Consider the following 12,411-nt stretch of genomic DNA (forward strand, 5'->3'; position numbering starts at 1 on the left):
CCCCGTTTGTTAAAGTGGAAATCTCTATAATTAATAGCCGACTTTTAAAAGTTCCAATCTAAAATTATCCTCTAAATCGGCTAGCTTCATTAACTTCTCCGATATACCTTTCCAATCTTTATTTACAGACATAGAATGACATATCCCAAACACCTTAGCCTGTTCAGTCTTCAACACTGATAAATGTGAATGCCTATCTTTAAAATACATTGCATAATCGTTGGCCCTTCTTGCACTTAATTGGAAAAGGAAGAATGTTGTATGCCTTATAGTATCAGCTGTAATAGGGGCATTTAATAATTGATCAGCATAAAAACAAATTGCTTCCCTTCCAATTAACCCTATATCCACTTTTTCGAATTTCCGATAAGTTCTCTTAAAATAATCAATTGCTCTCTCGTATATTTCGTTATTGTCTAATGTGACAACCTTTTTTGCTGTAGACCAATATTTATTGATTCCTTTCCTATACGGAATCCTTTCCGCCATCCAAGCCTTCTTAAATTGGTCCAGTGATAATGGAACAAATGGAAAGCCTGCTGGATCTTGCACATAAATATTTTCATTATCCATTTGGTACCCTAGAACATAATGGTCAGAACCATTTAAATTTTTATGATTCGGATGGTATGTTAGCTCCCCCATATCTAAAGGGCCTAGAATGACAGGGTTTTGTTTGATTTGCTGTTTTAATAACGGAAATGGGTCATCTAAGTCACTAGCTTGCTGATGTTCTTCTGCAGTAAATCCAAGGATGTTTAAAGCATAATTGATACCATCATCAGGATCTCTCATACTAAAATAAAGGTTTTTTTCATATTCTATCATGGCACCTAACCCAACACCAGTTAATATCTCTACAAGTTGAGGAGATACATTTTCTCCTATTGATGAAAGAAACATTGCAGTTGAATTTGAATAACAGTAATGGCCATTTCCTATATACACTAACATCACCTCCGGGTAGATAAGTTAACCTTACAATTTTGAAAATTGAAAATCCATATTAAATTGCTCCGTTCTCGTATTCATCATCTGGATCATTTTTATCAACAATAATGATCTTCTCGCCAATCTCCGTTTTACGATCGACCTCTACGTATTCGCGCTTGATGCTGCTAAGTGTTTCGTCAGCCAGTACGTGAATCATTACAGTTGAGTTCGCTTTAATTTCCGTCATTTACTGCACCCTTTATATTTTTTTTATGTTTTTTCAATTCTTTTTAGATTTTCATATTGGATTTCACTCTTTTAATTATAGAGGCGTGTCATACACATGCCATCTAAGAGAGATAGGACAATTTTGTCTTGGAGGTGAAAGCTAATGAATTTTCTTCTTGATCTTTTTACAAATTGGACTTTTGATAAAGTCCTGGATTATACACTAGCTGCTGTAATTTGGTCTGTATTTAAATCCAGATCAAAGCAGAATAAGTATCCAGGCTATTTCGAGAAAATACGCCGCTATAGAAATTTACATCCCCTTCTGCGATCGTTATCGATGCGTGTACTTTTATCGATAACGATCCATCCTTATATGTTTAGTTAAAAACTATCTTTTATTTAGACTTAATGGGATAAAATCTTCATTGTAAAACTCTTCCCACTCAGCAATTAAGTTTCTATAATAGTTTTGGTTAGAGTCGGTTGGCATAGATTCAATATTGTCAAAACCATTAATACCGACATCTAATTCTACTGTCACTAATCCTTGGTAAAACTTCTTATAATTCTTTTTAATTACTTTGAAAAATTCAACATCAAAGAAGTCTTCATATTCAGTTGCTCCACTCCAAGAATCATAAGAGGACTTAACACGATAATTAAAAAGAACCAAAACTAACTCATCTTTCACATCTTTTGATATTTGCTCCATTAATTGATTTAGTCCTTCACTGGCATTAAAATCTACAATGCTTAATCGGAAGTCAATCCAAGTAACAGCTTCATCTTTTAACCTTCCTTCTCCGTCTTCATTCACTTCAATTAATACATATCTGTCAGCCATAATTCCCTCCTAATTTATTTGTTTAAAATCACGATTTTAACTATTTATGATCCATTAGTCACTTCCAAAGCAACTTCCATTTAACTCATAATTAATATATAAAATGTAAATGGAGTTGATATATTTGAACCTTCGAAAAATTTTATTGAGTTCTGCTTTATCATTAGGTATGCTGGTATCTGCTGCTCCTGTCTTGGCAACAAGTTCTTCGTCTGAAGTGATAGTAAAAAGTGATGAATATGATTATGACACCATATATCAGCTTAGCCCCCTACCAAACTTCAAGCCTTCTATTGAATACAATGGATATACTTATACTCTCACACGTTATTATTTCGATTACTCAATTCAGTTTTATACGGCTATTTATACAAAAGTTGTTTAAACTTATAGGGAGCTTTTTTAGCTCCTTTTTCACCTTTTTAAGCAAGATATTTCTTTCTATGCGGTCTTTTATGTATGAAATCAAATGCTTTCCCTAATTCCTTCTCTTCTGTTACCGCTGAGTCCATATCTTATATTGCATCTAAGGTTTAGTCAGTCGAGATCATTGAATATATAGTACTTTACTCAGAACATTTTGCTTATTAAGGACATAATAAGTGTTCGTATTAATTTTTCCTGTTACGATAACGATCAAAAACAAAATAATTTATCTCATTTTAAGACAGAAGTTATTCTGCTTTTTCAAAAAAATATTCTTGATTTTCCCTTTTTTAGATGCATCCATAAAGCATTCGATCATAACCATTATATGTAACTGAAATGCAGGTATAAGAGTTATTATATAGGGATTACACTACCATTATCTGGGGGTGTATTAACATCCAAATACTCAAAAGCAAGAACAAATGTACCCATAGCACTTCCATTTCCACACCCTATCCAAATTTTCATTTTCCTAATTCCACATCAAAATCACCCTTTTTCACATCGTAATCACTATCGTAAAAGCCTATAGTATCAACGTTTTTCCTTCTTAAAATTTTCTTTTTTTATAAATATCTTCCCAAAACAACCACTTTCCCCTACTCCCGCTTATGTTTTACGATCGTTTACCCCCTATTTACTAATTAAAGTATCAAAAATTCTTATGTTTACTGTCTTTTTAGCTCATTATAAATTTTTACGATAAGCAATTGCCTTTGCTTTTGGATATGACTTGACTGTATTTGGTGACGATTTAACAGAGAAATTTAATGCTCTTCTGACTTTTTTAACTGCATTGGGCATTATTGTTGATCCAACAACTCAAGGTATTTCTGATAGTGAACAAGCAATGGATTATGATTCACCGAGATAAACCCCATACCCTTCTCTTGATTGAGGAGGGTATTTTTTTCGTTTTTTCAAATGAAAAAATTGCAGAAAACTTTACATCCTTTTACAATTTTTTCAATGACTATGTTATGATTGTTTTCGAGAGATTTTTGAAATTTTCAGAAAGAGGGGTTTAAATGAGTAAGATCGCTTCTGAAGTTGTCGCTACTACACTGAATGACTGGTACATTGCTATAAAAAAACAAAAGGTTGATGAATCAATAAAATATTATTCAGAGATAAAGAAACTTTTTGATGAAATGGAAGAAGATCAAGAAGTTCTTGCGTATTATAGTCTATTAGAAGAAAGACATAAAATGTTGCTGCATTCTTCACGAGGAGAGCCTTTACAAAAGCACACCTATTTTACTGAAGACAATCAAAACTTCATAACAAAAACAAATGATAAATTAGAATACAACTTTTATTTATTTGAAGCAATGTACGAGGCATACAACAAAAACTATGATCGAGCAATTAACCTATATGGATTAGCTGAGAAAAAGCTTGCAGAAATTCCAGATGAAATTGAAGCAGCTGAATTTTACTCTAAAGTCTCTTACTTATATACTCTTGTTAAACAAAGCATTGTGGCACAACATTATATAAAAAATGCAATTTCAATATATAAGCGACACCCTGATTATAAATGCAAACTAGCTACATCAACAATGATTGCAGCTGCAAACTATGCTGATATGAAACGATTTGAGGAAGCAGAACAATATTACTTAGAAGCAATTGATATTGCAAAAGAAACAAAAGATGAATTTTTAAAAGCTCAATTATTTCACAATCTTAGTATCGTTTATTCTGATTGGAACAAACCTGATAAATGCATTGAATCTCTTGAAAAAGCAATAGGAAATGAATCTTGGTTACATTCGATTTATTATATAAATTCTTTATTCATGATGATTAAAGAACTCTTTAAAATTGACGAAAAAATGAAAGCCATTAATTTTTACAATAAAGCACAGGAAAGACTCATATTAATGGAGAATAAAGTATACGAAGCCAAAATCAGCATCCTGTATAACCTTTATTGTGGGGAATTAAAAAATAATTTCAATAATTGTATTAGTAATATTGAGTTTTTAAAACAGCAAAATGAACTTGAAAGTGTAGATGAATTGTCCTACATAGCTGCAAAAAGGTTTGAATCAATAGGTGCTTTTGAAGAAGCAACGAGCTTTTTCAATGCGAAAATTTGGGCTGAACAGAAAATGAATCAGGTGGAGGGAATCTTATGAAAAAACTTGTGCTTTGCGTATCTATTTTAGCTGTGATTTTAAGTGGAGTAGCTTTAACGCAATTGAGTACAGATTCACCATCTAACATCCAGGTAGCTGAAAGGCCAGTCGGAGGTTAAAAAAGGTTGATTAATTAATTTAGCCCTACTCAAACATTTGAGTGGGCTTTTATTTTATGATTTATGTCCACCGGTCAGCCCTGCTCTGTGGAGCGCAGTACCTGCAAACGTAACTGAGATACTTCTCACTGTTTTTTGCCCGAGTAAAACTTATTAAAGAACATCAAGCAACACTTATAAATATCCATCGTGATATTTGTGGGAAAATCAATTGTTTTGGATCGATGAAAACCACCGCCAAGCTCATCTTTACTGTATCCAATTCCTAGACTTATTGTTCGACCAACTTTATTATATGTACGTGCCCTTCTTGCGACTTCCTCACAAATCTCCAAGAGCACAGCTTTAATCTCTTCTCTCTTTGTATAATCCCTAAACAAAATCTGACTCTTACCAAAACTAATCTGCCCCTGCATCAATGGAGCTCCTATTTCAGATAAATCAATTCCGTGAGCATGATAGTACAACTGGTTTCCCATTATTCCGAACTTCTTTTCAAGCAGCTCTAAAGGAAATTTAGCTAACTGACCTACAGTTGATATACCCATTCGATTCAGATTTCTTTCCATCCTCCCTCCTATCCCCCACATTTTAGACAAAGGTCGAACTTTCCAGAGTCTATTTGGCACATCTTCATATCTCCAACGTGCAATACCACTCTTTGTTTTCTTACTCTCCAGGTCAAGTGCAAGCTTACTAAGCAACATATTGTCACCAATTCCAACTGTGCACATCAAACCAAATTCTCTCCACATGCTGCTTTGGATTGCTTTGGCCATTTCTTCAGGATTCTCTTTTCCTGCATCTAAAAAAGATTAATCAATTGAATACGTGTGGACACATTTTTCAGGAACAAATCTGTAAAACAGCTTTGTAATCTCAGTTGAAACTCTGATGAAAAGCTTCATTTGTGGATTTACAATGTATATTCTTGGATCTTCAGGTATCTCAAATAGTCTCGATCCTGTTTTGATTCCAAAATCTTTTTTAAGTGCAGGAGATGCAGCTAACACTACACTTCCCTGTCTATCCGTATTCCCTACAACGGCAAGATAACATGTTAAAGGATTAAGCCCCATTGCTACAGCCGATACAGAAGCATAAAAGGATTTCATATCGACACAGAGTATATTCTCACGTGGAAATTGTGAGTAATCAGTCATTGTATATAACTCTTATGATGTTATTCATGTTGATATAAACTGTATTGTCGTTCTGGTCTTTTACGTGAAGCTTTTGTTGTTCAAAATTAATGTAATGTACTCTGCCGGTAACATTTTCAACAAATCCCTTGTTAAAGAGTTTGAATTTCAACTCTTTATTAAATTCCAATGCCTCAGAAACGAGAATATCCATCTCATCAATTTGTTTGTCATCTAAAGATGGCTTTTCAACTTTTGATCCATCAATCAAATCTTGTTTAAGCTGTATTAATTGTTCTAGCATCATTGATGTCCATTGATAGTTCCTCGATCCCTAAACATATCGACTCACTCCTTGATTGATCTAATATCAACAGAACAAACGTTCCTTATTCAATATAGATCAGAACAAAAGTTCGATGTAAATGTTGGTAATAAAATATAAAGGTCAATAATGATATCCGTAGTATTAATAAAGGAGAGATTCTTTTCGACGAGGGAGAGTGTGATGGTGAATGAAGAAGAGGTTAATTGGATTTTTGGTCTTAGTTCCTGCTTTGATTATGTGGGGTATAACTTTAATCGAATCAAACAAAAAGACCCCTGTAGAAGTTTTAGAAAGTGCTTGGGATGAATTTGGGTTATTTAGTTTTGAAATTGGAATAACAGATCCGGCAATTACAATAGGCATGGATCAAACCAAAAGTGAAGCAAAACTCCGTGAATATTTAAAAGATAATCTGTCTAGAGAAGCCAAGGAAAAATATAAGATTTATATATTCAAGGATGATACTGATAAGCTGGAGAAAGAGCATCAAGAATATTTGAAAGAAAATAATCTCAATAAGTAAAACGCCCAGCAATTAAAACTGGACGTTAAAAAACATTAGTTATTCTTTATTTTTTTTTAGTATTCACACGTAATCTCTCTCTATCTTCTTTAAAAGAGGATATGTAGTTTTTAGACTCTAATGCAGTCACCAACGCTTTATTAGTTCTATTATTTGAGATCTTTATTCGTCTGCCTTTTTCAGCAATTTCAGAGTAAGGTTCCCCTATTTTAGTTAAAAATTCAGTAATTGATTCATTATCAATATGCTTTATTTGTCCAGCTAGCAACGATAACCTAGTATCCAATGTTGTAGGTGATTCAAGCAAAAAGGTTAGTAGTTCATTGGTGATTTTCAGGTTATGCTCATTAATAAAATAAATTGTATCTTTAAGAATATCATTATTTCCATCTGTCAAACAGTTAGAATTTAAATGTTGTACAAATATTTCTTTGTTAAATTGAGAGAGCTCGTTGCTATCTATGAGTTGCTTTATATCATTGGCATCAAGGGAAAAATCACCTTGTTTATCAATAAACTCGTCAGGGTTTCTCAAAGCGAGTTGGATATGAAGTGTATCAAAATTTAATTTTAACTCTTTAAAATTTTCCGGTGTTAGAGATAACAAATCATTATCAATCAATAATTTTGCTCTTTTTTCACTAACATTTCCGAGCGGAAAGTAAATCCAACTTTGAATACTAGCAATTAACACTTCGAATGTTTCGTCTGTAATATCCCGACTATTAATGATTTCTTCTGAGATATCTTCTAAAATCGCTTCGTCAAATTTATCATCAAACGCCTCTATATTATTTTTAGAGAGCTCTTTTCTATTAACAGGATTGTTTAAGAAAGCTATTAAGAAATCAGGCATTTTTTTATTGTATTCTACATAAGAAGTAATAACGTTTGACCAGCATGCAACCATTTTATTTTCACGGATCACAATTGGCCATAACTCTTTAATCAATTCACCAATATCCGAGATGGCAAAAGTTTTTTTCATGATCATTGCATGCTTTACTCTCTTATCTAAATCCTCCCGATTTAATAACTCCAGAAAACTTTCCTCTGGTTCCTCAATCTCCTCAGTAAGTAAAACTTTTTCAACAAATATATCAATATTGTCATTTACGTAATTGATAACAGCCTGCTGATCAGAGTTTTTAACTGCAGCATACGTTATATTGGGAGCATCATTTAAAATAACTGATAAAGTTTTGATATTAATTTCGTATAGATTTCGTTGAACAACAAAGTCATATATTGTTTCAGAATTTAGCAAATGATCCAAACTTTTAAATTTAACTTGGAGTTTTAATAGTAGTTCTTTTATTTTCTCCTCATCAGATACTAAGCTGAGAAGATTTAAGTACTTGGATAATGTGAAAGACATGACCGACTCTTTATTCATTCGGATAATATCAGCTATATCAGCATATGTAAGTATATCTGACAAGTATTCCTCTTTTTTCTGTTGTGTATAATTGGATCTAAGTTCAATAAAACTCCAAAAATCATCCCATTTACTAGATATCGATTGGATAAAGGCAGCTTTATTTATTGCCCTTTCTTTAAAACCATCTATGAATGTAACAGATTCTTTACTTCCATTTGCAAGTCGCTCAATTATGCTATCATAATAATTACGGTATTCAGAATGATCCATTATATAGTTTAAGAGATGAAAATTAAGTACCTCTATTTGCTTAAATTCAGCACCAACTAATTTGCTCATTATTTTACCGATATTATCCAGCTCAAAGCTGTAAGGCAATGACTCGTGGTTTTTAATACTAAATACAAATTTAATATCGGAAAGACTTAAACTTTCTGGATAGAAGTAAGTGATGTAATGGTTATACATTTCATCAATATATCCATGACGTAGCAGGTAAACAAGTAATTTTTTCTCGTAAAGCTTATCAGAAAATACATCCTTTGAATTCATTTTTGTAATTAATACTTGTAAAGATTGCGCTCTTATTTCTTGCTTTTCTCTCTCTAATTCCAATAGTTCTTTCTTGAATTTTTGGATTTCATTTTTCTCTATAGCCTTGATGGCATCTTCTCTTTCAAAGTAGTTCGGTTTCCGACCAAAAACAGTTGCAATTTCTTTAATTGTCGCTGGACCATTTCTATTTCTTAAATAACAATAGATAGTATCCGCATTTTTTAACTTCTCAAAAAACCGATCTTTATTAGATGTATTGCCTCTAAATACCTCGCCATCTATATTAATATCATAATTAGAATTCAAATTTGATATTTCTAATTCGCTCAAGTATATAAAATTTAATTCAGCAATTGATTTTAAAGACTCAACTTCTATATTCGCTAATTTCCTCTCTAATTGTTGTATTTTAGCATTAATTAATTTTATTTGTTCCTCAATTATAAGTTGTTTTTTTTGAAAGATTTCATATACCAACCCTTTGTTATATTGTAATTTAGAAAAATCCACAGGATAAATATTTTTGTAGATTATCATTGCTAACATTTTGTTAGGATCAAGATCAATTGCACTTAGTTTTTGTTGGTATATAACAAATTCATTAAAAATATTCTTTAATACTCTCATGTCATCAATGTAAATTGTTACATCCTCTAAGAAATGAGTGTTTATCAAATCAGAATATGGTGAATGTTTTATTTTCTTTTTAAGTATGTCTCCTGAATTAGATGCATTAATAATTGGTATTACTGGGATAATAAAATCAAAAAATTTTGTGCGGTCTCTAGTTAACTTTTCAGTGTCTGCATCTCCAAAAATATCATCTTTTATCGCATATATAAAAACAACACGTCTATCTATTTGTTCTGAATTATTTATAAGTTCATTTAATTCTCTTAATCTTTCAAAAATACCTATATTATTAAAGCGATCTAAGTCCTCAAATATTACAACATTATACTTGGAGGCTTCAAAAAAATATAATATTTCATCTAAATATTTATCAAATATAGAAGAGTTTTCTTCCCCTGTATTTTTTTCTAACGTTGTATTAGCAATTGTAACCTTATTCAATTTTAAGTTGGCACGGACAAAATGATAAATTCTTTTATATGCGAGTAGAGGATATACTATAAAGAACAGTGCTAATAATATAGTCAGTCGTATTTGTTGCTGATCTTCAGTACCGAGACTCCTTGAAACTAACGTCTCAGCATATATTCCTTTAAGTGCATCAGGTTTAAAAAGGTAGATGCCAACTATAATAAATGCAAAAAAGAAAATCAAATTTATAATTATGCTCTTAGTCCTTATATGCTTAATTCTTTTAAACCTAGAAAAGGGAATGGTTCTATCGTGTACCCGGTATATCATTTGTTGCAAGATGCTTTTCTCTAACTTATTCTCCATATCATCCGTATCTGTGTTGAATGTAGCTAAGGATATATTTAAGAAACTATATTCCCTGCTGTATTGTTTTTGAAAGGTATTTAATATGCTACTTTTTCCAGACCCGTAGGGACCAGTTAGGGCGATATTTTTCACTTTTTTATTTTCTAACCCCCAACTTAGTGCTTTAGAATATTTTCCATCAGTGTCGACATCATTGCTAGGAGAAAGATCTTCAAAAAGGCTTTCTTCCTTAACATTAGGTTCTTTTAGTCTAATCAGAAGTTTCTCTAACCACTGCACAAATTTTTTTTTGATTTCCCCCAAAAAAAACAAATCCTTTCTAAACTTTCAGGTGTAATACGAATTAATAAAACTGGAGCAAAGAACTAAATAAATGAGTATGTAGCAATGACAAATCATTTCTCTTCCATCTAATATAGTCCTTTATCGCCAGTTGAAATTCACTATTAATTGTAACATGAAAGGGCATTAAAAGTTTCTGAAAAAAAGATGATCAATAAACAACACAGCGCCCAATTACAGGACTGTTTCATATTTAAATTGAATTTTTATAAGCATTAATTGCTTCATTTCGCAGCAGCATATTATCTTTGTTAACCATGCCTAAGTTGTAAGCTTTTTTGATAATATCTAATACCTGAGAATCTAACGCCGAAAGATTACCGCCTGGATTAAATCTTGATTTCCAATAATCTAAAGAATTATTTAGGTCAAGTGAGCTTTTTTTGTTCTCGGGTTTAACTACTTCATTTTTCTCAAGTGTTTCACAGAATTCACTAAAACCAATGGATCTACTGGGAGCTGAGTTATTTCCCCCGTATCCTTCTGTAGCCAAGCTGCAAAATGCTAAGAATTTTGGATCATAAATAAGATCGCTTCAGTTTACATTTACCACTGATAATCACAATCCTCTCAAAGCTTTTTATAATTGTAGCACCTTTTCCATTTTTACACATATTAAATATCGACAATCATTCAAATGATTTAATAATTGAATACAAAAAAGAACCTGCATTTTGCAAGTTCCTTTCACGTTGTCAATATATTGTGAATTTTTAACGACAAGGGCATTTATGTATAGTATGATATTTCCTGTACAGTAAGTTTTGCTCACTCGAGGGAGTCTTGCTCATCCCCTAATGAAAGGGGTGATGCTATGTCAACATTCCAGGCATTAATGCTAATGCTTGCAATCGGGTCGTTTATAATCGCCCTATTGACGTATATAGAAAAAATAGACCTCCCTTGAGCCTCAGAACCTGAAGGGATAGGCCTACCTAGAACCACATCGAGCAAGCCCTTTGATGGGCAACTTTTTGTACAGAGCCGGGGTGTTGGTAGCACCTCGGTCTTTTTTATTTTATGCATTTCTCATTAAAGAAATGCACTGTAATGTATTGTAAAACTGATTATAACACATTTTCCGTGAAATGCATTACAATAAACCTCAAGAGACTTGGAAAGCTTTTTTATTGTTTCTTGTAACGTTATAATGATCTAAAATAGCGCACAAGCCTTTATACATCTTCATCATTTCTTACTCTTCTAGCTCGTCTTTCAACATTCCAATTCCCAATCTTTCCCCAGACATTCTTGTTAGTCCATTTCCCTAGCTTAGTTTTATCAAACCATTCCTGAAACAAAGATATTTCATCTTTCCTTTGCATTGTATCTTTTAAAAGGAAATAATGTATTATCCAAAAGATATAAAGAGCTGAACAAGAAAGTCCAAAAATAAGTTTATTTACCTCTAACCAATTTCCTAAAACTTGTTCGCCTAAATATTTATCATATAGAAGGGGTATAAAAGCAAATGCTGAAGCACCGACAAAAAAAGCTAGAGTTTCTTTAAACCATCTAACAAAAACAAAAACAGCGCTTAAAATATAATTCGTTCTAAAAAGAACTTTATACCAATTATAATTCTTGTTTAGAGTAACAAATATACTTCTATATTCTTTATTAACTGCTTGATCTAACATTCTCATTTTATAAAATAATTTTTTCCTATTCTCGCTGTTCTTGTTTAAAATATACTCTCTGAAACAATCTTCTGTATTCAAAATTTGATCTATCAATAAGATGTTTCTAAGTTTTGATAGCTTCCCCTTTTTCCCACTATATTCTTCGAAAAATTTTTCTATAAGGACCATTTTATGGTTTTCATCTTCTTCATTCTTTATTTCTTTTAGGGAATAATACATAGGCTCTAAAATTTTTTCTAATGTTTCACCTGATTGAGAGTAGAATCGTTCTATACTTTTTTGTCTTTGATTGAATAGCAATGCAACTATACCCGTAATTACTGCAGTAAGAATACCATTTTGTTGTATCCAATTCCAAATATCTAATAACTCCAATTAAGCTTC

13 protein-coding genes and 2 pseudogenes are annotated in these 12,411 nt (G+C 32.0%); 7 read left to right on the forward strand and 8 right to left on the reverse strand.

Annotation, left to right across the window (positions count from 1 at the left end; translation table 11 throughout):
- Nucleotides 1-30: 30 nt before the first annotated feature.
- Both NST22_RS10430 and NST22_RS10435 read right to left on the reverse strand, forming a co-directional pair.
- The gene (locus NST22_RS10430; RefSeq protein ID WP_003231350.1) at nt 31-954 is read right to left on the reverse strand and encodes a hypothetical protein; all 924 of its coding nucleotides are present in this window, start codon (nt 952-954) and stop codon (nt 31-33) included.
- 52 nt (nt 955-1,006) lie between these two features.
- Complete coding sequence (locus tag NST22_RS10435; protein ID WP_003231348.1) at nt 1,007-1,180, reverse strand: hypothetical protein; 174 nt, start codon at nt 1,178-1,180, stop codon at nt 1,007-1,009.
- Between the two features lie 144 nt (nt 1,181-1,324).
- Here NST22_RS10435 and NST22_RS10440 point away from each other — a divergent pair, with 144 nt between their 5' ends.
- Nucleotides 1,325-1,549, forward strand: coding sequence for a hypothetical protein (locus tag NST22_RS10440; RefSeq protein WP_009967407.1), 225 nt, complete (start codon nt 1,325-1,327; stop codon nt 1,547-1,549).
- A 3-nt stretch (nt 1,550-1,552) separates the two neighbouring features.
- Here the strand turns inward: NST22_RS10440 and NST22_RS10445 are convergent, their stop codons facing one another.
- Nucleotides 1,553-2,008 (reverse strand): hypothetical protein, encoded by a 456-nt coding sequence (locus NST22_RS10445; protein ID WP_003231345.1) that lies wholly within the window; start codon nt 2,006-2,008, stop codon nt 1,553-1,555.
- 124 nt (nt 2,009-2,132) lie between these two features.
- On the opposite strand from NST22_RS10445, the gene NST22_RS10450 reads away from it, so the two are divergent.
- From NST22_RS10450 to phrK, 4 genes and pseudogenes are all read left to right on the forward strand, one after another.
- On the forward strand, nt 2,133-2,393 hold the full coding sequence (locus NST22_RS10450; RefSeq protein WP_010886526.1) for a hypothetical protein: 261 nt from the start codon (nt 2,133-2,135) through the stop codon (nt 2,391-2,393).
- A gap of 708 nt (nt 2,394-3,101) precedes the next feature.
- A pseudogene (locus NST22_RS10455) lies at nt 3,102-3,311 on the forward strand (phage holin).
- Between the two features lie 154 nt (nt 3,312-3,465).
- Complete coding sequence (gene rapK / locus NST22_RS10460) at nt 3,466-4,581, forward strand: response regulator aspartate phosphatase RapK (protein ID WP_003231340.1); 1,116 nt, start codon at nt 3,466-3,468, stop codon at nt 4,579-4,581.
- Nucleotides 4,578-4,700, forward strand: coding sequence for a phosphatase RapK inhibitor PhrK (gene phrK, locus NST22_RS10465; protein ID WP_004399440.1), 123 nt, complete (start codon nt 4,578-4,580; stop codon nt 4,698-4,700). The genes rapK and phrK overlap by 4 nt, the downstream gene beginning before the upstream one ends.
- A 54-nt stretch (nt 4,701-4,754) precedes the next feature.
- Here the strand turns inward: phrK and NST22_RS10470 are convergent.
- Together NST22_RS10470 and NST22_RS10475 are read right to left on the reverse strand one after the other, a co-directional pair.
- Nucleotides 4,755-5,863, reverse strand: a pseudogene (locus NST22_RS10470) (Y-family DNA polymerase).
- Entirely contained in the window at nt 5,856-6,149 is a 294-nt protein-coding gene (locus NST22_RS10475) for a YolD-like family protein (RefSeq protein ID WP_003231333.1), read from the reverse strand. The pseudogene NST22_RS10470 and the gene NST22_RS10475 overlap by 8 nt, the downstream one beginning before the upstream one ends.
- 208 nt (nt 6,150-6,357) lie before the next feature.
- Between NST22_RS10475 and NST22_RS10480 the strand changes: the two genes are divergently transcribed.
- Nucleotides 6,358-6,693, forward strand: a complete 336-nt coding sequence (locus NST22_RS10480; protein ID WP_009967409.1) for a hypothetical protein — start codon at nt 6,358-6,360, stop codon at nt 6,691-6,693.
- Between the two features lie 46 nt (nt 6,694-6,739).
- Here the strand turns inward: NST22_RS10480 and NST22_RS10485 are convergent, their stop codons facing one another.
- Both NST22_RS10485 and NST22_RS10490 read right to left on the reverse strand, forming a co-directional pair.
- Complete coding sequence (locus NST22_RS10485; protein ID WP_004399367.1) at nt 6,740-10,345, reverse strand: P-loop NTPase fold protein; 3,606 nt, start codon at nt 10,343-10,345, stop codon at nt 6,740-6,742.
- Between the two features lie 232 nt (nt 10,346-10,577).
- Nucleotides 10,578-10,910, reverse strand: coding sequence for a hypothetical protein (locus NST22_RS10490; RefSeq protein WP_026009814.1), 333 nt, complete (start codon nt 10,908-10,910; stop codon nt 10,578-10,580).
- A gap of 288 nt (nt 10,911-11,198) precedes the next feature.
- On the opposite strand from NST22_RS10490, the gene bsrE reads away from it, so the two are divergent.
- Nucleotides 11,199-11,291, forward strand: coding sequence for a type I toxin-antitoxin system toxin BsrE (bsrE, locus tag NST22_RS10495; protein WP_109789044.1), 93 nt, complete (start codon nt 11,199-11,201; stop codon nt 11,289-11,291).
- Nucleotides 11,292-11,559: 268 nt separating this feature from the next.
- Here the strand turns inward: bsrE and NST22_RS10500 are convergent, their stop codons facing one another.
- A complete protein-coding gene (locus tag NST22_RS10500; protein ID WP_003231327.1) occupies nt 11,560-12,402 on the reverse strand; it encodes a hypothetical protein in 843 nt (280 codons plus the stop codon).
- Nucleotides 12,403-12,411: the final 9 nt, after the last annotated feature.

Origin of the sequence: Bacillus sp. PS237 (assembly GCF_037963345.1) — a bacterium.
Taxonomy (GTDB): domain Bacteria; phylum Bacillota; class Bacilli; order Bacillales; family Bacillaceae; genus Bacillus; species Bacillus subtilis.

What these genes read in the sequence shown, in the direction of transcription:
- NST22_RS10430 (WP_003231350.1), bottom strand. Translation starts at nt 954, where the DNA reads ATGTTAGTGTATATAGGAAATGGCCATTACTGTTATTCAAATTCAACT.
- NST22_RS10435 (WP_003231348.1), bottom strand. Translation starts at nt 1,180, where the DNA reads ATGACGGAAATTAAAGCGAACTCAACTGTAATGATTCACGTACTGGCT.
- NST22_RS10440 (WP_009967407.1), top strand. Translation starts at nt 1,325, where the DNA reads ATGAATTTTCTTCTTGATCTTTTTACAAATTGGACTTTTGATAAAGTC.
- NST22_RS10445 (WP_003231345.1), bottom strand. Translation starts at nt 2,008, where the DNA reads ATGGCTGACAGATATGTATTAATTGAAGTGAATGAAGACGGAGAAGGA.
- rapK (WP_003231340.1), top strand. Translation starts at nt 3,466, where the DNA reads ATGAGTAAGATCGCTTCTGAAGTTGTCGCTACTACACTGAATGACTGG.
- phrK (WP_004399440.1), top strand. Translation starts at nt 4,578, where the DNA reads ATGAAAAAACTTGTGCTTTGCGTATCTATTTTAGCTGTGATTTTAAGT.
- NST22_RS10475 (WP_003231333.1), bottom strand. Translation starts at nt 6,149, where the DNA reads ATGATGCTAGAACAATTAATACAGCTTAAACAAGATTTGATTGATGGA.
- NST22_RS10480 (WP_009967409.1), top strand. Translation starts at nt 6,358, where the DNA reads ATGAAGAAGAGGTTAATTGGATTTTTGGTCTTAGTTCCTGCTTTGATT.
- bsrE (WP_109789044.1), top strand. Translation starts at nt 11,199, where the DNA reads ATGTCAACATTCCAGGCATTAATGCTAATGCTTGCAATCGGGTCGTTT.